This window comes from Pantoea sp. SGAir0180 (assembly GCF_043546245.1).
In genome coordinates this window covers 790,209-810,656 of sequence record NZ_CP028071.1, presented here as the reverse complement: position 1 = coordinate 810,656, position 20,448 = coordinate 790,209, and the positions used below count along the sequence as shown (strand labels likewise).

Here is a 20,448-nt window from a genome sequence, read left to right as displayed (position 1 = left end):
AGCCGTACGCCCGATGGTCTCACCGGGGCAAAAAACTCGACGTGCTTTTCAGGTAGTCAAAAAACCACCTGATTATAGAACTGAACTCGGGAATAAGTTGAGACTGCTGCCAGTCCGGGCTTTTTGAAAAACCCGTGAATGTATCCAGGAAGAACAGCAAAGCGGCTACAATAAGCACACCACGCAAGGCCCCGAAACAAACGCCTAATACCCGATCGGTTCCCGACAGGCCGGTTTTTTCTACCAGCGAGCCGATAACGTAGTTCACTATCGCCCCCACAATCAGGGTCGCAATGAACAGCACCGCAATGGCGATTCCGTTCCGAACCAGTTCGTCGTCAAAACCTGTAAACCAGACAGCAAGGTAGGCATAGTAATGACTGGCGACAAAAAACGCGCATCCCCAGGTAACAAGAGATAAGGCTTCGCGGACAAACCCTCGAACCAGGCTGACCAAAGCCGAAAAACCAACTACCGCAATAATGACGTAATCAATCCAGATCATGAACTCTTCCAGCGCCAGTGCCATTGCACCCCTGCATCCAGTTCGGGGCGCATTCTAACAGAAAAAGAAAACGTTTGCGTAGGGGTTTTCAGGTTCTGCATCCATAAAAAAGGCGAAGAAAAAAACGAACTTCGCCTGTGAGATTGTTATCCGGTTAACCCCTTGAAAAGCCAGGCTAACCGTTGCCCGCCCCGTTTAGCCAGAGCTGATTGTCGCTGCCTGTTATTCTTATCGGCAGCGCCAATCGCGGGTTTAACGCGCGCTGTAGGGCTTAACCACGCCGCTTAAGCCCGAGACGTTTTTCAGCTCGCCCACTGCCGCCTGCATTTTCGCTTTAGACGCATCCGGTCCCACATAAATGCGGGTGATTTGTCCCTGCACCGGCGTTGACGGCACCGTATAGGCCCGGTAACCCGACAGGCGCAGCTTCGCGACAATCTCGTTGACCTTGCTGGCGTTCTTCAATGCGCCCAACTGGACAACATACGCCTGTCCCGAGGGTTGCGTCTCTTTCGGTTGCTCTGCCGGGGCCGCTTCCTCGGTGCGCGCTGCCTGCTCGGCCGGCCTGGTTTTTTCAACGGGCTTCGCTTGCTCAACCGGTTTGGTTTTCTCGACCGGTTTGCTCTGCGTCTGTTCTACCGGCTTCGGTTTAGCCTGCTCAGTATGTTTCGGTTTTGTCGTCTCAGCTGGTTTTTCTTTCGCTGTCGTCGAATGTACAGGCGGCGGTGATACGACACTCGGCGCACTGTTTTGCTCGGGCTGCGTGCTGCCCTCTTGCGCCTGTGAGTTACCCCCGTCAGGATGACTTACCGCACTGCCCGCGCCGGCAGGCGGATGGGCTGGCAGCGACTGGGTGACCGGCGGCACCATTTCGCTGTCCTGCTGGTCGTCCGGTTTCGGGACCAGTGGAATCGCCGCAAACTCTTCTTTATAGTGTTTTTTCTTACCATCCAGCAGCCCCGGCAACACAATCACGCCGATGGCCACCAGAATAACGGTACCGACTAAACGGTTTTGAAACTTACTCGCCACGTCCTCTCTCCGTTTCAATCGATTCCATCACCTGCGCGACGGTCAGGAAAGAGCCGCATACCAGGATGATGTCCTGCGGTTCAGCCTGCTGCCGCGCCTGTTGCCAGGCCTGTTCGACATCTGCGAATGCCCGGGCAGACGTTACGTGTGCCATGAGTTGTTCTGCACTGGCACCGCGCGGGCCGGACAGCGGCGCGCAGTACCAGAAGTCGACCTGCGGAGCCAGCGCGGACAGCGTCCCGGCGATATCTTTATCATGCAGCATCCCGACCACGGCGTGAACGTGCCCCCGCGTCGGCAAGGCAGCCAGGCGCGATGCCAGGTAGCCTGCTGCATGCGGGTTATGCGCCACATCCAGAATCACGCGAGGCGACTCACTGACGGTCTGAAAGCGCCCGGGTAGCACCGCCAGCGGCAGGCTGGCTCGGATATGTGCGTCGCTGACGTTGAGGCCCGAGGCACGCAGCGCCACCAGCGCCGTTGCCGCATTCGGCAGGGGCACCTGCGGCAGCGGTAGATCGCTCAGTTCACCGTGCGCATCGCGCAGAGACCAGCTTTCTGCCTGCGCATGATAGTGCCAGTTACGGCCAAGCTGAATGAGCTGAGCGCCCTTTTCCCTGGCGACATCGGCAATCGTCACCGGCATAGCAGGCTCACCCACCACCGCAGGTTTACCCTGACGGAATACGCCCGCTTTTTCCCGACCAATGCTGTCGCGATCCGGGCCAAGCCAGTCGGTATGGTCCAGCGCAATACTGGTCACCACCGCGACATCGGCATCCACAATATTCGTTGCGTCCAGCCGCCCACCCAGCCCGACTTCCAGAATGACCACGTCAAGCTTCGCCTGCTGGAACAGGTTAAGCGCCGACAGCGTGCCGAATTCAAAATAGGTCAGGGAGATAGTACCGCGTCCCGCTTCAATATCAGCGAAACTGGCGCTGTGTTGCGCTTCACTCAGCTCCTGTCCCTGCACCCGGACACGCTCCGTATAACGCACGAGATGCGGCGAGCTGTAAACGCCCACGCGATAGCCCGCGGCCATCAACAGCGTTTCAAGCGTCCGACAGGTAGTGCCTTTACCATTGGTACCGGCAACGGTGAAAACAAAAGGGGCAGGCTTCAGCAGGTCCAGACGTTGCGCCACCTGGCGAATACGGTCCAGGCCCAGTTCAATTGCCTGAGTGTGGAGGTGCTCAAGATAATAAAGCCACGTGGCCAAAGGCGACGTGGCTTGAGGGAGGTGAAGATTGTCCATATGTCCCGTTTTGCAAATTTATACCTGGTGAAAGCAACAAGGTATAGGGTGCATGGGTGGAAGGCGCGACCGGCGCGCCTTCTGTCTCCTGTCAGGCCTCGTTACTCTCCGGGTGGGACGTCGCAGGTGCGAACTCTTCACCATCGTGCAACGGTGCCGGCAGGTTCATCATTTTTGCCAGCAGACTTGCCAGTTTAAAGCGCATTTCCGGACGACGAATGATCATGTCAATCGCGCCTTTTTCAATCAGAAATTCACTTCGCTGGAAGCCCGGTGGCAGTTTTTCACGCACGGTCTGCTCAATAACGCGTGGACCCGCAAAGCCAATCAGCGCTTTCGGTTCGGCCACGTTCAGATCGCCCAGCATCGCGAAGCTGGCGGAAACACCGCCCATGGTTGGGTCAGTCAGCACCGAAATATACGGCAGACCGCGTTCCTGCATTTTCGCCAGCGCCGCAGAAGTTTTCGCCATCTGCATCAGTGACATTAACGCTTCCTGCATACGGGCACCGCCGCTGGCGGAGAAGCAGATAAGCGGACAGTTGTCTTCCAGCGCCTGCTCGACCGCGCGAACAAAACGCGCCCCGACAACAGAGCCCATTGAACCGCCCATAAACGCGAACTCAAAGGCTGCCGCGACAACCGGCATACCGTGCAGTTGGCCTTTCATGACGATCAGCGCATCTTTTTCATCTGTCGCTTTTTGTGCCGCAACCAGACGATCTTTGTACTTTTTGGAATCCCTGAACTTCAGCAGATCTTTGGGTTCCAGCTCACTGCCCAGTTCAACCAGCGTGCCCTGATCGAGCAGGCTCGCCAGACGCTCACGGGCGTGCATGCGCATGTGGTGGTCGCACTTCGGGCAGACCTCAAGATTACGCTCCAGCTCGGCACGGTAAAGTACCTGGCCACAGCTGTCGCATTTCGTCCACACTCCTTCCGGAATGTTGGCGCGACGTGCAGGCGTAATATTGCTTTTATTAAGAATGCGTTCAATCCAGCTCATTGATGACCTTTCTGTTAAAAACTGACCTGGTCCAGTCGTCTTGATGCTGCTGAAAACCGCTTCAGCAGACGGTAAATGTCGCTCATTAAACCACAACCAGTTAAGACTGTGGATAAAAATCTGGTCTTACCCCTGAGCGGTAAGCCTGCTCAGGGTTAATTTTGCTGCTTAGCCTGGCGGCGATGACGCCAGATTTCGATAATGCCCGGCAGAACCGATACCACGATAATGCCCAGGATGAGCAGCTTAAGATTTTCCTGCACCACTGGCAAATCGCCAAACAGATAGCCTGCATAGGAAAACAGCAGCACCCATGCCAGCGCACCGGTAACGTTAAACAGGGCAAAATGCCGATAGGACATGTGGCCCATGCCGGCGACAAAAGGGGCAAAGGTACGCACAATCGGCACGAAACGGGCAAGAATAATGGTTTTTCCACCATGACGGGCATAAAACGCATGGGTTTTATCCAGATAGCTGCGGCGGAAAATTTTCGAATTCGGGTTGCTGAACAGGCGTTCACCGAACAGTTTACCGATGGTGTAGTTCACCGCATCACCCAGGATCGCCGCGATAACCAGCAGCGCGACCATCAGGTGGACGTTCAGATCGTTACCGGGCAATGCCGCCAGTGCCCCCGCGACAAACAGCAGCGAGTCGCCTGGCAAAAACGGCGTGACCACTAAGCCGGTTTCGCAGAATAAAATCAGGAACAAAATGGCGTAAATCCAGATGCCATACTGCGCGACTAATTCGGCCAGATGCACATCAATGTGCAAAATAAAATCGACCACAAAATGGATGAACTCCATAACGATCCCTTTAGCTAAGGTTGATTAATCCGCGAGGAACAACGGCCCCATCGGCGGCTGAGGTAAAGCAAAGTGCGCGGGATAATCCACCGCCACCAGGTAAAGCCCTTCGGCTTTTGCCGTGGCCGCCGCCAGCGTGCGATCTTTGGCGGCCAGCAGTTCTGCCATCCAGGATTCTGGCTGATTACCACAGCCAATTTCCATCAGACTACCGACAATGTTGCGCACCATATGGTGCACAAAAGCGTTGGCTTTAATGTCCACAATGACATAGGGCCCGTGACGACTGACGTTCAGGTGCATCACGTTGCGCCATGGCGTACGCGACTGGCACTGTACGGCGCGAAACGAGGTGAAATCGTTCTCGCCCAGCAGGCTCTGCCCGGCGCGCTGCATCTTTTCCACATCCAGCGGATAGTAAAAGTGCGTCACGCCCTTGCCCAGGATAGCCGGACGTAAGCGCTGGTTGTAAATCAGGTAACGGTAACGCCGGGCTGTGGCGCTGAAACGTGCATGAAACTCGTCCGGCACGGCTTTCACCCAACGTACAGCGATATCGTCCGGCAGATTGGCATTGACACCCAATGTCCAGGCGGCATCCGCTCGCTGCGCCACGGTCTCAAAATGCACCACCTGTCCGGTGCCGTGCACGCCAGCATCGGTACGCCCGGCGCAAAATACGCTCACCGGATGGTCCGCGACCTTCGACAGCGCCCGCTCCAGCTTTTCCTGCACGCTGCGCACTTCCTGCTGCCGTTGCCAGCCGTAGTATCGGCTGCCGTCGTACTCAATGCCCAGTGCCAGCTTTCTTGTCTGACCTTCCGACATCAGTACATATACTCCTGCACCAGCTTCTCTGCGGTTTTCACCGCCATCAGCGCGCCACCGAAACGAACGTTGTCCGCCACGGACCAGAACTGCAACAGCTCCGGAATACCGTAGTCATTACGTACACTGCCGATACTCAGCGCATCGCTACCTGAGGCATCCGTTACCGGCGTGGGAACGTCCTCTTCGTCGCTCAGGCGAATATCGGCGGCCAGGGCCAGCTCTGCTCTGGCTTCGTCTGCCGACAGCGGGCGCAGATTTTCAATGTGGACGATCTGGGCATTGCCATAAAACACTGGTGCCTGAACGCTGCTGACCGCCACGGGCAAACCGTCGTCCTGCAACACTTTACGCACCTGATCAACCAGGCGACGCTCACTCTCCACACTGCCCTCTGCATCGGCCTGTTGTGGCAGCAGGTTAAAGGCCAGTTGACGACCAAAATGGTGGTCATCCGCCGGTACGCCGTTCAGCAGGCGGGCGCTCTCCCCGGCCAGCGCATCCACAGCCACTTTGCCGTGCGTGGAGACGGAGATCAGATTGGTGACCTGTAAACGGCCTAAACCGGCGGCATCGACCAACGGTTTGATAGCCGTCAGCAGTTGGCTCACCAGATTATCGGCCACGCTGATGATATTGCGATTACGGTAATCGGCCAGCACCTGCGGATTCACATCCGGCACCACCAGTGGCACATCCGGCGACAGGGCAAACAGCTCACTGCTGTCGATAACCAGGCAACCCGCACTCGCCGCCTCTTCCGCATAACGGGCCGAGGCGTCACGACCGGCAACAAAGAAGGCCAGCTGCGCCTGTGACCAGTCAAACTCCGCGGCGTTTTCAACCCGTAAAGAGCGGCCTTCAAAACGTTTACTTTCACCGGCGCTGTTATCGCTTGCCAGCAAATACAATTCACCAACCGGGAACTGGCGTTGAGCCAGCAGTTCCAGTACAGCGTTCCCTACTGCGCCTGTTGCGCCAAGAAGCGCAATATTCCAGCCGTCAGACATGTTGGTTTACCTCAGACAATGACATAAAAACAGAAGGCGGTGATGTCACCGCCCAGGGATTCAGATTTATCCCTGCACCTGTGCCCGCGTTTTACGCAGGCTGACAATCAGGTGGAGGATAATACGGCGTTAAAGCCCAACTGAGTGAGCAATTCTGCGGTCGCGGCCTCATCGCAGTTCACCTGCAATGATGACCACTCGCGACGCTCTTCATACTGCTTGCGCAGGCGGTCAAATTCACCCGGTTTTGCCGCCACTTTTCGCAGGGGCGCATCATCGCGGCGCACATCATACACCAGATGCACCAGACGTTTCAGCGTTGGCTGATCGAGCGGCCCATTCAGGCTGATCTGGCTGAACTCTGGCGTAGGCAACAGGCTGCTCAGGGGCACCTGCTGCGGCTGACCAATAAAGTCGCACCAGGCTTCGAACACCTGGGTGGTGCCGCGCGCCTTGCCCTCAAGGGTGTAACCGGCAATGTGCGCCGTGGCAATATCAACCCGATCCAGCAACGCGAGGGAGAGATCCGGCTCCGGTTCCCAGACGTCCAGCACCACGCTCAGATCGTGACGCAGGTTCAGCACCTCAAGCAGTGCGGCATTGTCGACCACCGGGCCACGGCAGGCGTTAATCAAAATCGTCTTCGGTTTCAGAGCCATCAGCAGCGCGGCATCGGCCAGATGCCAGCTTTTAAAGGGGCCCGATTTAAACAGCGGCGTGTGAAAGGTCAGAATATCGGCCTGCTGCACCAGCGCATCAAGCGAGAGAAACTCGCCGTCATCACCCCGATCGGCGCGCGGGGGATCGCATAACAGGGTTTTTACGCCCCAGGCTTCCAGCCGCTTCTGCAGGCGTCCGCCCACATTTCCCACGCCCACGATGCCAACAGTACGATCGCGCAACTGGAAACCGTCCCGCTCTGCCAGCAGCAGCAAGGCAGAAAACACGTATTCAACCACCGCAATCGCGTTACAGCCGGGGGCCGCAGAGAAGGCGATGCCCGCCTGCTGCAGCCACGCTTCGTCAATATGATCCGTGCCCGCCGTGGCAGTGCCGACAAACTTAACGGGTTTGTCCTGCAACAACGCGGCGTTGACCTGGGTGACGGAACGCACCATCAGACCATCGGCATCCGCCAGCTCGGCTTCAGGAAGCGGTCGGCCAGGTACGGCGACCACATCGCCCGTACGACTAAAGAGTTCACGGGCATACGGCATATTTTCATCGACGAGAATTTTCACCACGGCTTTCCTGTCTGTGTATTGAAGGCCGCTATTCTGGCACAAAAGCCTGACATTCGCCTAACCACGCAGTGCAGGGGCGGGTAAGGCTGGCAGAAAGGGGCATCACAGGCGTACACTGCCGCGGGTCTGAGACGGGAGCCTTGTTATGGTCTTTTTATTTCCGCTGTTTGCGGTGTTGATTTGGTCGGTTAACGCTATCGTGAATAAATTATCGGCAGGTGCCATTGAGCCTGCCGCAATTTCGTTCTATCGCTGGCTGCTGGCGTTGCTGGTGCTGACGCCTTTTGTCCTGCCGGGCGTGCTGCGGCAATGGCAGACGATCCGGCCGCATCTGGGACGACTGATGATTCTGGGCCTACTGGGCATGGCGCTGTATCAGAGTCTGGCCTATTACGCCGCCCATAGCGTGAGCGCCCTGTTTATGGGTATTATCGCCGCGCTGATCCCGCTACTCACCGTGCTGCTCAGTGTCCTTATTCTGCGGATTGCCCCGACCGTGGGGATTCTGGCCGGCAGTCTGATCTCCTTCTGTGGCTTAATCTGGCTGGTCAGTGAAGGCAATCCTGACCAGCTGCTGCATCACGGCATCGGTACGGGCGAAGCTCTGATGCTGGCGGCCTCAGCCTGCTATGCGCTTTACGGCGTGATGACAAAACGCTGGTCGATTCCCCTGCCCGTCTGGCAGAGTCTGTATGTGCAAATTGCCGCTGGCGTGATGCTGTTGCTGCCCGGTTTTCTGATGACACCGGATGTCTCGCTCACGCCACGGAATCTTCCCCTGGTGGCCTTTGCCGGCCTGTTCGCCTCCATTCTGGCCCCGTGGCTGTGGATTCATGGCGTACAAAAGTTGGGGGCCAGCATCACCAGTATTTTTATGAATCTGACACCGCTCTTTACCGCCCTGATTGCGGTGCTGTTTTTGCATGAACATCTGCACAGCTATCACTGGATTGGCGGCGGTCTGACGCTGGCAGGCGTTCTGCTGGCACAGCGTCTGCGCAGGCCGTTAACGCGACGGGAATCGCTTAAGGCCGATCCGCATTAAACCGGATAGTGACACGCAGCCCACCGAGTGACGGGCTGCTATCCAGCGTGACGGTTGCGCCATGCCAGGCGCAAATATCGTGCACCAGCGCCAGCCCGATACCTGCTCCCGTCAGCATCGCGGCGTTATCCAGCCGGATAAATGGCCGTAACGCGCTTTGCTGCTCTTCCGGGCGAATGCCCGGCCCTGAATCCTCAATGTATAATCTGCCGCTCTCCAGGCGCGCCGTCACCGTACCCTGCACCGGCGTATAGGTAAGAGCGTTATCCAGCAGGTTGGCGCACAGCTCGCCCAGCAGCAGCGCATCGCCTTTGACGTCGCCGTGCGCATCACCTTCGTAACCCAGGTCAATCTGTTTCGCACGCGCAGCCGCATAGCGGCTCAGGCACGCCTCGCGCACCACCGTCGCCAGATCCACTTTCACCATGGGTTTATCTTCGCCGTGTCGGGCTTTGATACGCGCCAGTTGCAGCAGCCGGTCGGTAAGCAGGATGGTGTCATCCAGCGTGTAGCGCATGCTCTGCAGGCTTTCCCGCCACTGTTCGGGTTGATGGCTGTCCAGCGCCGTGCCGATCTGGGTTTTCAGAATGGTGAGCGGCGTGCGAAGCTGATGAGCGGCGTCGGCGCTGAACCGATCCTGACGCGCCAGCAATCCCCGCAGCCGTTCCAGATAGCGGTTAAATGCCACGATAAGCGGCTGTAGCTCCGACCACGGCAGGGACGGCAGCGGCGTCAGTTCAGCACCATCGCGACGCAGCACAATGCGGGACAGACGGCGTAAAGGCCGCAACACCCGGCGTAGCATCAGGCTTGCCAGCAACACGGCAATTAACACCAGCGCGCTCTGGCTGAGCAAAGCCGTGCGCATCAGCCCTTTCGCGAAAGCCTCACGGGAATGGATGGTTTCCGCGACCAGCACCAGCGCCATACCTTCCGCGCCCGTCTCGCTGACGGGCTGCCACAAGGCCGCTACCCGGATGCGCTGCTTTTGATAATAGCCGTCATAGAAATGGACCAGCGCGGGATAGGTCTCTGACATCGCGCTGGTGACGGGGATCGGGGGAAGCCCGTCATAGCCGGACAGCGTTTTCCCCTGCGGCGAAATCACCTGATAAAACAGGCGATCATTCATGTTGCGCTCAAAGCTGTCGAGCACCACCCAGGGCACGTCGACCTCCAGGTGTTGGTTACGCACCACCAGCCGTTCAGCGACTGTGCGCGCAGAGGCCAGCAGAGAGCGATCGTAGGCCTGATTCGCCGCCGCAAGTCCGCTCTGATAGTGCGTGTAAACAGAAAGCACCCACAGCAGGGAAAGCGGCAGCCCCAGCCAGGCCAGTAACTCGCCCCGTAGCGAGGTGATCAGTCGCATGCCAGGGTTTCCAGGCTGTAGCCCAGTCCGCGCAGCGTCACAATGCCCACGTTACTGCCCGCCAGCTTTTTGCGTACCCGGTGTACATACAGCTCGATGCTTTCCGGGCTGGCGTCATCCGCCAGGGTGAAGGTTTGTTCATACAAATGCTGCCGCGAGACCGGGCGGCCCCGACGCTGCATCAGCGTGGTCAGTACGCTGGATTCACGCGGTGTCAGCGCCAGCGGTTTCTCTGCCAGCAAAAAGTAGCCTTCGCCGTTCAGCACCAACTGGCCCAGGGTCTGGTGCCGGGCCGAGTGTCCCTGCGCACGACGCAGCAACGCACGCAGGCGCGCATCCAGCTCATCCAGTTCGAAGGGTTTGGTCAGATAGTCATCCGCGCCGGTATTCAGGCCGCGCACGCGGTCGTCCAGCGTTGTGCGTGCGGTCAGCAGCAACACCGGGACATTTTGTCCACGCCGACGTAACCGGGTTAACACCTCAATGCCGTCCAGACGCGGCAGGGAAACATCCAGTACGACCAGCGCATAATCTTCACTTTGCAGGCTGTGATCCGCCGAAACGCCGTCCGCGACCCAGTCCACAGCAAACCCTTTTTGCGTTAACGCCTTCTGTAACCATCGCGCCAGCTCGGCCGTGTCTTCCACCAGTAAGAGACGCATATCACATCCTTTCACTAAACCTGATGGCTGAAAGGTAAATGAAAGGTTACCGATTTAACAATTCAATAACGCCGAATTGTCGGTAGTAATCACACTCTGAAAGAAAGATGGAGCGCACGATGAAAAAAATAATCCACACCGCCCTCGCCTCTGCCCTGTTGGCTCTCATGTTGCCGTCGCCAGGTAATGCCGCTGCCCCCGACAGGACCGAATGCATTGCCCCCGCCAAACCGGGTGGCGGTTTCGACCTGACCTGTAAGCTGATTCAGGTTTCACTCATGGAAACCAAACAGATCGAAAAACCGATGCGCATTACCTACATGCCTGGCGGCGTGGGTGCTGTGGCCTATAACGCTATTGTGGCTCAGCGCCCGGCTGAAGCAGGCACTGTGGTCGCCTTTTCGGGCGGCTCACTGCTGAATCTGTCGCAGGGAAAATTTGGTCGTTACTCGGTCGATGATGTGAAGTGGTTAGCGGCCATCGGCACAGATTACGGCATGATCGCCGTGCGGGAAGACGCGCCGTGGAAAAATCTGGGCGAATTAATGGCGGCCATGAAGGCAGATCCGACCAAGGTGGTGGTCGGTGCGGGTGCCTCCATCGGCAGTCAGGACTGGATGAAAACCGCGCTGGTGGCGAAAGAAGCCGGTATCGATCCGCGTAAGATGCGCTATGTCGCCTTTGAAGGCGGGGGCGAAGTCGTCACCGCGTTGTTGGGCAATCATATTCAGGTGATGTCGGGCGATCTCAGCGAAATGGTGCCGCACCTGCAAGGCGGTAAACTGCGCGTCCTGGCGGTGATGGCCGACAAGCGTCTGCCCAATCAGCTGGCGACGATTCCGACGGCGAAAGAGCAAGGGTTTAACGTGGAATGGCCCATTATTCGTGGCTTCTATCTGGGGCCGAAGGTCAGCGACGCGGATTACCAGTGGTGGCAGAACGCGTTCGAAAAAATGGTGCAAACGCCCGAATTCAGGCAACAGCGCGAACTGCGTGGCCTGTTTGAGTTCAATCTCTTTGGCGCAGAACTGGATAAATACGTGAAGAATCAGGTGGCCGCTTACCGTGAGCAGGCGAAATCATTTGGTCTGGCTAAGTAACCGGAGCGCATCATGAGCGATCGTATTTTTGCCATGCTGTGGCTGGTGTTATGTCTGGCAGGGTTAGTCGTCGCCTGGCAAATCCAGAGTGAATACAGTTATGAACCCGTCGGCCCGCGGCCTTTTCCGCTGGTGCTACTCACCCTGATGGCGCTGTGTGCCGTCATGCTGCTGCTGAGAAAGCCCGATGCTATCCAGTGGCCCGCACCGCAGACGATGAAACGTCTGGTGGCGCTGGCCGTCATGCTGTTCGTGTATGGCTGGCTGTTTGAACGTCTGGGGTTCCCGTTATCCACCGCGCTCCTGACCTTCGGCATCGGCATGCTGTTTGGCGCGCGCTGGTGGGCCGCCGTCCTGTCCGGCGCGGTTATGGGGTGGGCGCTGTTTTACGCCTTTGACCATCTGCTGGATGTCACCCTGCCGGCTGGCAGCCTGATGAGCTAAGGAGAGAAAAATGGATATCTGGTCTTTTCTCATGCAGGGTTTTGCCGTTGCCATGACACCGCAAAACCTGCTGATTGCCTTAACTGGCTGCTTTATCGGAACGATTGTTGGCCTGCTGCCCGGTTTGGGTCCGATCAACGGCGTGGCCATTCTGATGCCGCTGGCCTTTGCGCTGCACCTGCCTGCGGAGTCTGCCCTGATTTTACTGGCAACGGTGTATCTGGGCTGTGAATACGGCGGACGCATCTCGTCGATACTGCTCAATGTGCCGGGCGACGCTGGCGCGATTATGACCGCGCTGGATGGCTACCCCATGGCACAGCAGGGAAAAGCGGGCGTAGCGCTGTCTGTCTCTGCCGTGAGTTCGTTTGTCGGCTCCACCATTGCGATTATCGGCATCATCCTGTTCGCCCCGCTGCTGGCGCGCTGGTCGCTGGCGTTTGGCCCGGCGGAGTATTTTGCGCTGATGGTGTTTGCCATTGCCTGCCTGGGCAGCATGATGAGCCAGAATCCGCTCAAGTCATTTCTGTCCGCCCTGATTGGCTTAAGCATGGCGACCGTTGGCGTGGATGCCAACACCGGCGTTTACCGCTTTACCTTTGACAGCGTTCACCTCTCCGACGGCATTCAGTTTGTCGTGGTGGTCATTGGCCTGTTCTCGGTGAGCGAAATTTTGCTGATGCTGGAATCCACCCATACGGGACAAAAGGTGGTGCGCGCCAGTGGCCGCATGATGTTCAACATGAAAGAAGCCGCCCAGTCGACCGGGGCGACGCTGCGATCATCGTTTATTGGTTTCTTTGTCGGTGTCTTGCCCGGAGCCGGTGCCACCATCGCCAGCGCAATCGCCTACATGACAGAGAAAAAAATCAGCGGCAGCGACCAGTTTGGTAAGGGCGATATTCGTGGTGTTGCTGCGCCGGAAGCCGCCAACAACGCTTCGGCGTGCGGATCGTTTATTCCGATGCTGACGCTGGGCATTCCGGGCTCTGGCACCACCGCGGTGATGGTCGGCGCGTTGACGCTATATAACATCACGCCCGGTCCGGCGATGTTTACCGAACAGCCGGATATCGTCTGGGGGCTCATTGCGGCGCTGTTAATTGGCAACGTGATGCTGCTGATTATGAACATCCCGATGATCAACGTGTTCGCGCGTATGCTGACCATTCCGCTGTGGTTTCTGGTACCGGCCATTGCCGCCATTTCTGCGGTTGGCGTTTACGCCGTACACAGCACCACCTTTGACCTGCTGTTGATGGTCGGGCTTGGTGTTTTTGGCTATATCCTGCGAAAAATGGACTTCCCGATGTCACCGCTGATCTTAGGTTTCGTGTTGGGCGAAATGCTGGAGCAGAACCTGCGCCGTGCGCTGTCTATCAGCAATGGTGAAATGGCGATTTTGTGGGAGAGCCCGATTGCCAAAGTGCTGCTGATCCTGGCCGTGGCGGTATTGATTGTTCCGTTTGTATGGAAACGTCTGCGCCGTAAAGCGACGCCTGCGCATCAGTAAGTAAATCTTTGGTTGAAACACATCAGCCCCGTGGATTTCCAGGGGGCTTTTGTTATCATAGCGTATTCTGTTTCCGGCGCACCCCACGCTAGTCTGTTTTCCAAGGAATCCGCCATGCAACCTGTCAGCGGCCCCGGTGTGCCGGTCGGCGATCGTTCATCTGTTAATCCCCAAACTGACACTTCACGTCCGGGCAGCGTTGCCGGTGAACAACCGCTGTCGCCTGCCCAGCGTACGACGCTTGAGCGTTTGATTGTGCGCATCATGTCTCTCAGCACGTTAAAAGCGCCGGAGCTCTGGGCTGGGCTGCGCCATGAAGTGGGTGTGAAGAGTGAAGCGGAACTGCAGTCGCGCCACTTCCCGGCTGCCGAGCAGTTTCTCAACGCCCGCCTGGCGCAGGTGCAAAATGGCCATGCCACACGTCAGCTGATGACGCAACTGACCGAATTGCTGCCGAAAGGAAACAATCGTCAGGCTGTCAGTGATTTTATCCGTCAGCAGTTTGGTCAGACGGTGCTGAGTGCCCTGACGCAGGACCAGCTGCGTCAGGTGTTAACCATGCTGCAAAATGGTCAGATGGCAATCCCCCAGCCGCAACAGAGTCGCACCAGCGATCGCTCTCTGCTGCCCGCCGAACACCAGGCGCTGAATCAGCAGATCGTCCGCCTGGCGGCCGCCACCGGCGAATCCAGCGGCAAAATCTGGACGGCGGCGCTGAAGCTGGTGAACCTGACCAGTGGCGATCCGATTCCTTCACGCCATTACCCGTTACTGACTCAGTATCTCCAGGTGCGTCAGACGCTGAGCCAGCACAGCGCGCCAACGCTGCAGCTGATTGAAAGCTCACTGAAACATCCTCTGGACAAGCGTGAGCAGCAGATGCTGGAGGATTACAGCCAGCAACGGTTCCAGGCTACCCCGCAAACGGTGTTGACGCCGACCCAGACGCAGGACCTGCTTAACTTCCTGTTTTCACGGCGCGCAGAGCGAGCCCATGAGCAGGCGCTGGCCGACAGTGAGTTGAATCCGCACCCCATCTGGGCACCGATTTCCGCCTCGCTGCCGCCCGCGCTGAAACCGCTGGCTGAGCGCCCCTTACTGGCCGCGGTCGTCGGGCTGATCGTACTGGCCTTTCTGCTCTGGCTGGTGCTGTAAGTCAGCAACCACAGGATGCCGCAGCCGTTGTCTGCGGCCATTCGCCCGCCTCATCGCCCCATGCCATGGGGTGACCATCCCGCTTCCAGAAATCCAGCCCCCCAGTCAGCTCTTTCACCTGAAAGCCCAACAAGGCTAACTGATGCGCCGCTTTGGTTGAGCCATTGCAGCCAATCCCATCGCAGTAGGTGACGTACACTTTATTGCGATCCAGGCGGGCCGTGCTGGCTTCGTTCATTTCCCGGTGTGGGAAAGAGATCGCGCCACAGATATGACCACCGCGATATGCCTCTGCCTGGCGCGCATCCACGACCACAATCCCCTGAACCTGACGGGAAAGATCCTCAGCCAGATCCCAGGCATCGGTGTAATACGCCAGTTTAGCCTGCAGATACGCCACGCTTTGCGACGGTGAGGCGGGAGGGAAACGTAAAACGGATGACATCGGCATTTCTCCTGTTGTGTGATGACGGCAGTGTACGGCAAAGTGGATGCCTGACTAAGACCCATCTGAACCTGTTGATAAGACCATTATGTCGTCACCGCTTCTGCAACTGTTTCATCATCAGACCACGGGCGGTCTGCGTGACCGCCTGTGCGCCACGCTGCGTCAGTGGATAGAAACCGCGCACCTTCAGGCCGGACAGAAACTGCCCTCTACACGTCAGCTGGCCACGGATTTAACGCTGTCACGCGTGACGGTGGAAGCGGCTTACGCCCAGCTCGAAAGCGAGGGTTATCTGCGGCGGGAAACAGGCCGGGGCAGTTTTGTTGCCATCACTCTCCCTGACAAAGCTCCCCGCATTCGCGCCAGCCGCATGGCCCGGTTGTCACGACGCGGCCAGCAGGTCCTGGCGACAGGCGGCTGCCAGGACGCGCCGTATCCCTGTGCGTTTGCAGCGGGTTCTCCGGAGTTGCGGGCGTTTCCTCATGCGGTCTGGCGGCGGTTAACCGCACGTATCCAGCACAGCGAAGGCCAGAGCGTGATGGGCTATGGCGATCCGTCAGGCTATATGCCACTGCGCCACGCGCTGGCTGATTACCTTGCGTTGTCGCGCGGCATTCACTGCCAGCCTGAGCAGGTCGTGATTCTGACCAGCTCGCAGCAGGCCCTTCAGCTACTGGCGCTGATGCTGGTCGACCCTGGCGATAACGTGTGGATGGAGGAGCCGGGTTATGCGGGCGCACGCAACGCCTTTCTGGCTGCGGGTGCCCGCGTGAGCGGAATAAGTGTGGATGGCCAGGGCGCCGTCCCTCAGCCTGGCGCGGCAAAGCTGATGTACCTGACGCCCTCCCATCAGTATCCGACAGGTGTTGCTTTGAGTCTGCCACGTCGTCTCGCCTGGCTCGACTGGGCTCGCCGCAACGGTAGCTGGCTCATCGAAGACGATTATGACAGTGAGTTTCACTATGATGAGCGCCCCGCTCCCGCGCTGCACGCACTCGACAGGGATCAGCGGGTGATAACCTTAGGCACGTTTTCAAAATCCCTGTACCCGTCCCTGCGCCTGGCATGGATGGTCGTGCCCGAGGCGCTGGTGGAACCCTCGGGTCGCTTACGCAGCATTCTGGATGGTCACAGCGCCCTGCTTCCCCAGGCGGTGACCGCCGCGTTTATGCAGCAGGGGCACTTCGCCAGTCATCTGCGCCTGATGCGTCAGCTTTACCAGAGCCGTCGCGATCGCTTACTGGAACAGATTGAACAGCGTCTGACGCCGTGGCTCACCCCCTTTCCCTGTCCGGGAGGACTGCAGCTGGCTGTTAACCTGTTACAGGGGGATGAAGGCGCTTTGACCGTACAGGCGGCAAACGCGGGCTTACTGTTACCCCGGCTCAGCCCGCTGTATAGCGAAAAAACAAACCGGCAAGGCTGGCTATTAGGTTTTGCGGCGCTCACGCCGGATGAAATTGTGGCGGGATGTGACAGTCTGGTCAGGCTGCTGTCACGCAGCGCATCCCGTCAACGTGACTAATGGACCGAAACAAAAAAGGCCGGCAATAGCCGACCTTTTGGATGTGTGTGCGTCATGCTGCGCGCAACATGACGCTTCGCCACACTTATGCCTGGTATTTACGCAGGGTCAGGGTGGCGTTGGTGCCGCCGAAACCAAAGCTGTTAGACATCACGGTGGTAAGGGCTTTTTCCATCGGCTCTGTCACGATGTTCATGCCTTCTGCCGCGGCGTCCAGCGAGCTGATGTTAATGCTTGGGGCGATAAAGCCGTGCTCCAGCATCAGCAGTGAGTAAATCGCTTCCTGCACACCCGCCGCTCCTAAGGAGTGGCCGGTCATGGCTTTGGTCGCAGAGATGTACGGTGTGTTTTCGCCAAACACTTCACGAATAGCACCCAGCTCTTTGACATCGCCCACTGGCGTAGAGGTACCATGGCTGTTCAGATAGTCGATTGGCGTGTCCACGCCCTGCATCGCCATCTTCATGCAGCGTACAGCGCCTTCACCTGACGGTGCGACCATATCAGCACCATCAGAGGTGGCACCGTAGCCCACGATTTCAGCATAGATGTGCGCGCCACGAGCCAGCGCATGTTCCAGCTCTTCCACCACGACCATACCGCCGCCGCCTGCGATAACGAAGCCGTCGCGCTCGTTGTCATAGGTACGTGACGCTTTTTCTGGCGTGTCGTTGTAACGGGTCGACAGGGCGCCCATCGCATCGAACTCACAGGCCATTTCCCAGCACAGCTCTTCGCCGCCGCCGGCAAAAACGATATCCTGCTTGCCCAGTTGAATCTGCTCAACCGCGTTACCAATACAGTGTGCAGAGGTCGCACAGGCTGAACTGATAGAGTAGTTTACGCCGTGGATTTTAAACGGTGTGGCCAGGCAGGCAGAAACACCGGATGCCATCGCCTTGGTCACCACATAAGGGCCAACGGCTTTCAGGCCGCGTGGGCTGCGCATCGCATCCGCGCCAAAAACCTGAAAACGTGGAGAACCGCCGCCGGAACCTGCAATCAAACCTACGCGAGGGTTGTTCTGGTAGGCTTCGTTGCTCAGGCCAGAATCTTTGATAGCTTCTTCCATTGACAGGTAAGCATAGATGGACGCATCACTCATGAACCGCACAATTTTGCGATCAATGAGGCCGGTGGTATCGAGTTTAACGTTACCCCAGACGTGACTACGCATGCCGGAATCTTTCATCTCCTGGGAAAAAGTGATGCCTGAGCGGCCTTCACGCAGAGATGCCAGCACCTCTTGCTGGTTATTACCAATACTGGAAACGATCCCTAAGCCAGTAATCACAGCACGTTTCATTCAATCTTCCTCAACACTTCTGTTATTTGACGAGCACTCTAGCTTACACTTGTACGCCGAACAAGTCCGATCAGCCAATTCCTTTGTAAATTTGCGTCATCTTCCCCCGGCCGATAAACTCCTGCCATTCCCTGAAAAATGAGCCTTTACTGTGAAACTGTCTCCGGTTGAACATGCCCAACTGAGCTGGAATGAACAGGGTACACCTGTTTCCCGAGCCTTCGGCGACGTCTACTTTTCCAACGACAATGGTCTGGAAGAGACGCGCTACGTGTTTCTGGGTGGCAATGATTTCCCCCAACGATTTCACCACCACCCACGCGACCTGCTGATTGTGGCCGAGAGCGGCTTCGGCACCGGCCTTAACTTTCTTACGCTCTGGCAGGCGTTTGACCAGTTCCAGCGTCATCATCCCGATGCGGCGCTGAAGCGACTGCATTTCATCAGCTTTGAAAAATTTCCGTTGACCCAGGCCGATCTGATGGCGGCCCATCAGCACTGGCCTGAACTTGCGCCCTGGGCCGACCAACTTCAGCGTCAGTGGCCACAGGCCTTGCCCGGCTGCCAGCGGCTGTTATTCGATGCCGGTCGCATCACGCTGGATCTGTGGTTAGGCGATATTAATGCGCTAATTAATAATTTTGATGACAGTCTGCATCGTCAGGTCGACGCGTGGTTTTTAGATGGCTTTGCGCCGTCGAAAAATCCCGATATGTGGACGCCGGAACTGTTTCAGTCGATGGCGGCGCTGGCCCGGCCAGGGGGCACATTTGCCACCTTTACGGCCGCCGGTTTCGTACGTCGTGGCTTGCAGGAAGCGGGCTTTGCGGTCACGCGCCGTAAAGGATTTGGTCCAAAACGGGAAATGCTGTGCGGCTCGCTTGAACAGGCACCAGCACAGTACCCGCGCCAACCCTGGTATGCCCGGCCTGCGCCGTCTGAAAAAGAGGTTGCTCTGGTGGGCGGCGGTATCGCCAGTGCGACGCTGGCCCTGGCTTTACTGCGCCGCGGCTGGCGCGTTACGCTGTATTGCGCCGACGAAGCCCCCGCGCTGGGCGCATCCAGCAATCGTCAGGGCGCACTGTACCCTTTGCTTAATCAGCACGATCCGGCGCTTGCCACCTTTTTCCCCGCCGCCTTCACGTTTGCCCATCGCCTGTATGACGCGCTGGATCTGCCGTTCGAACACGACTGGAGCGGCGTCCTGCAGATCGGCTGGGACGATAAAAGTGCCAGCAAGATTGAACAGATGCTGGCGATGGGATTACCTGAAGAGATTGCCCATGGCGTGACGCAACAGGAAGCCGAGGCGCTGGCGAAGGTTGCGCTGCACTGCGGCGGCATCTATTACCCGATGGGCGGCTGGTTAGCCCCGGCCGAACTGACCTCTTCCCTGCTGTCCAGGGGCGAGCAACTGGGATTGCGTGTACACTGGCTGCATCGCGTCACCGCGCTCAGTCAGAATGCGCAGGGCTGGACGTTAACCTTTAGCGAACAGCCCGATGTGCATCACGCTGCCGTGGTGCTGGCGAACGGCCATCACCTCACCGACCTGCCCCAGACCGACGCGCTGCCCGTGTATCCGGTGGCCGGTCAGGTCAGCCATGTTCCCGTATCGCCTGCGCTGTCGGCGCTCAGGACGGTGCTCTGCTACGATGGCTATCTCACGCCCGCCAGTCCCCAGTTTGCGACGCACTGTATCGGGGCCAGCTATCACCGGGGCGAGACCTCCACCGCCTTTCGTGAAGCGGATCAGCAGGAGAATCACCGCCGCCTGCAGCATTGCCTGCCGCACAGCGACTGGGTTAATGCGGTGGATGTCAGTCAGAACGCAGCGCGCAGCGGCGTACGTTGTGCCACGCGGGATCACTTACCTATGGTGGGCTGTGCGCCGGATTACGCAGCGACGCTTGCGCTTTATGCCGATCTGGCGCAGCAGAATGCCCGCGGAGCGGCGATCCCAGCGGCGCCGTACTTTCCCGGCCTTTATCTGTTCGGCGCACTTGGCTCGCGCGGGCTGTGCAGTGCACCGCTGGCGGCAGAAGTCCTGGCGGCACAGCTGAGCGGCGAACCTCAGCCGTTGGATGCCAGCACGCTGGCGGCGCTGAATCCTAATCGTTACTGGGTCAGAAAGCTGCTGAAGGGCAAAAAAGCGGGGAAATAGCACCAGGGCGGCATGCCGCCCT

At 58.2% G+C, this 20,448-nt stretch carries 19 protein-coding genes; 7 read left to right on the top strand and 12 right to left on the bottom strand.

The window, feature by feature from the left end; genetic code table 11:
• Positions 1-19: 19 nt before the first annotated feature.
• From cvpA to pdxB, 8 genes are all read right to left on the bottom strand, one after another.
• Positions 20-505, bottom strand: a complete 486-nt coding sequence (cvpA, locus tag C1N58_RS04020) for a colicin V production protein (protein ID WP_026021019.1) — start codon at positions 503-505, stop codon at positions 20-22.
• 252 nt (positions 506-757) lie between these two features.
• A complete protein-coding gene (gene dedD / locus C1N58_RS04015) occupies positions 758-1,537 on the bottom strand; it encodes a cell division protein DedD (protein WP_033740672.1) in 780 nt (259 codons plus the stop codon).
• Positions 1,527-2,795: a bifunctional tetrahydrofolate synthase/dihydrofolate synthase gene (folC, locus tag C1N58_RS04010; RefSeq protein ID WP_394564614.1), complete on the bottom strand. Its 1,269-nt coding sequence runs from the start codon at positions 2,793-2,795 to the stop codon at positions 1,527-1,529. The genes dedD and folC overlap by 11 nt, the downstream gene beginning before the upstream one ends.
• Before the next feature lie 91 nt (positions 2,796-2,886).
• Positions 2,887-3,801: an acetyl-CoA carboxylase, carboxyltransferase subunit beta gene (gene accD, locus C1N58_RS04005; RefSeq protein ID WP_033740674.1), complete on the bottom strand. Its 915-nt coding sequence runs from the start codon at positions 3,799-3,801 to the stop codon at positions 2,887-2,889.
• A 155-nt stretch (positions 3,802-3,956) separates the two neighbouring features.
• Complete coding sequence (locus tag C1N58_RS04000) at positions 3,957-4,613, bottom strand: DedA family protein (RefSeq protein WP_033740676.1); 657 nt, start codon at positions 4,611-4,613, stop codon at positions 3,957-3,959.
• A 24-nt stretch (positions 4,614-4,637) separates the two neighbouring features.
• On the bottom strand, positions 4,638-5,441 hold the full coding sequence (gene truA / locus C1N58_RS03995; protein ID WP_006120062.1) for a tRNA pseudouridine(38-40) synthase TruA: 804 nt from the start codon (positions 5,439-5,441) through the stop codon (positions 4,638-4,640).
• A complete protein-coding gene (locus C1N58_RS03990; RefSeq protein WP_039339710.1) occupies positions 5,441-6,451 on the bottom strand; it encodes an aspartate-semialdehyde dehydrogenase in 1,011 nt (336 codons plus the stop codon). The genes truA and C1N58_RS03990 overlap by 1 nt, the downstream gene beginning before the upstream one ends.
• Positions 6,452-6,558: 107 nt before the next feature.
• A complete protein-coding gene (gene pdxB / locus C1N58_RS03985; protein ID WP_394564613.1) occupies positions 6,559-7,692 on the bottom strand; it encodes a 4-phosphoerythronate dehydrogenase PdxB in 1,134 nt (377 codons plus the stop codon).
• Positions 7,693-7,840: 148 nt separating this feature from the next.
• Here pdxB and C1N58_RS03980 point away from each other — a divergent pair, with 148 nt between their 5' ends.
• Positions 7,841-8,740: a DMT family transporter gene (locus tag C1N58_RS03980; protein ID WP_033740681.1), complete on the top strand. Its 900-nt coding sequence runs from the start codon at positions 7,841-7,843 to the stop codon at positions 8,738-8,740.
• Here the strand turns inward: C1N58_RS03980 and C1N58_RS03975 are convergent.
• Both C1N58_RS03975 and tctD read right to left on the bottom strand, forming a co-directional pair.
• Positions 8,721-10,109: a sensor histidine kinase gene (locus C1N58_RS03975; RefSeq protein ID WP_394564612.1), complete on the bottom strand. Its 1,389-nt coding sequence runs from the start codon at positions 10,107-10,109 to the stop codon at positions 8,721-8,723. The two genes, C1N58_RS03980 and C1N58_RS03975, sit on opposite strands and share 20 nt — an antisense overlap.
• The gene (gene tctD / locus C1N58_RS03970; RefSeq protein ID WP_033740685.1) at positions 10,100-10,771 is read right to left on the bottom strand and encodes a transcriptional regulator TctD; all 672 of its coding nucleotides are present in this window, start codon (positions 10,769-10,771) and stop codon (positions 10,100-10,102) included. Before tctD ends, C1N58_RS03975 begins: the two co-directional genes overlap by 10 nt.
• 119 nt (positions 10,772-10,890) lie before the next feature.
• Here tctD and C1N58_RS03965 point away from each other — a divergent pair, with 119 nt between their 5' ends.
• The 4 genes from C1N58_RS03965 (at position 10,891) to flk (ending at position 14,983) form a co-directional block, all read left to right on the top strand.
• On the top strand, positions 10,891-11,871 hold the full coding sequence (locus tag C1N58_RS03965) for a Bug family tripartite tricarboxylate transporter substrate binding protein (protein ID WP_394550443.1): 981 nt from the start codon (positions 10,891-10,893) through the stop codon (positions 11,869-11,871).
• A 12-nt stretch (positions 11,872-11,883) separates the two neighbouring features.
• Positions 11,884-12,315: a tripartite tricarboxylate transporter TctB family protein gene (locus tag C1N58_RS03960; protein ID WP_054687426.1), complete on the top strand. Its 432-nt coding sequence runs from the start codon at positions 11,884-11,886 to the stop codon at positions 12,313-12,315.
• A 10-nt stretch (positions 12,316-12,325) separates the two neighbouring features.
• On the top strand, positions 12,326-13,828 hold the full coding sequence (locus tag C1N58_RS03955; RefSeq protein ID WP_033740688.1) for a tripartite tricarboxylate transporter permease: 1,503 nt from the start codon (positions 12,326-12,328) through the stop codon (positions 13,826-13,828).
• A 114-nt stretch (positions 13,829-13,942) separates the two neighbouring features.
• Complete coding sequence (gene flk, locus C1N58_RS03950) at positions 13,943-14,983, top strand: flagella biosynthesis regulator Flk (protein WP_033740689.1); 1,041 nt, start codon at positions 13,943-13,945, stop codon at positions 14,981-14,983.
• 1 nt (position 14,984) lies between these two features.
• Here the strand turns inward: flk and C1N58_RS03945 are convergent, their stop codons facing one another.
• A complete protein-coding gene (locus tag C1N58_RS03945) occupies positions 14,985-15,428 on the bottom strand; it encodes a rhodanese-like domain-containing protein (protein ID WP_006120072.1) in 444 nt (147 codons plus the stop codon).
• A gap of 88 nt (positions 15,429-15,516) precedes the next feature.
• Between C1N58_RS03945 and C1N58_RS03940 the strand changes: the two genes are divergently transcribed.
• Complete coding sequence (locus tag C1N58_RS03940; RefSeq protein WP_394564611.1) at positions 15,517-16,956, top strand: MocR-like pyridoxine biosynthesis transcription factor PdxR; 1,440 nt, start codon at positions 15,517-15,519, stop codon at positions 16,954-16,956.
• A gap of 85 nt (positions 16,957-17,041) precedes the next feature.
• Here C1N58_RS03940 and fabB read toward each other — a convergent pair whose 3' ends face one another.
• Positions 17,042-18,262, bottom strand: coding sequence for a beta-ketoacyl-ACP synthase I (gene fabB, locus C1N58_RS03935; RefSeq protein WP_394564610.1), 1,221 nt, complete (start codon positions 18,260-18,262; stop codon positions 17,042-17,044).
• A 151-nt stretch (positions 18,263-18,413) separates the two neighbouring features.
• Here fabB and mnmC point away from each other — a divergent pair, with 151 nt between their 5' ends.
• Positions 18,414-20,426 carry a bifunctional tRNA (5-methylaminomethyl-2-thiouridine)(34)-methyltransferase MnmD/FAD-dependent 5-carboxymethylaminomethyl-2-thiouridine(34) oxidoreductase MnmC gene (mnmC, locus tag C1N58_RS03930; RefSeq protein WP_394564609.1) on the top strand — a complete coding sequence of 671 codons (2,013 nt, stop codon included), beginning with the start codon at positions 18,414-18,416 and terminating at the stop codon, positions 20,424-20,426.
• Positions 20,427-20,448 lie beyond the last annotated feature (22 nt).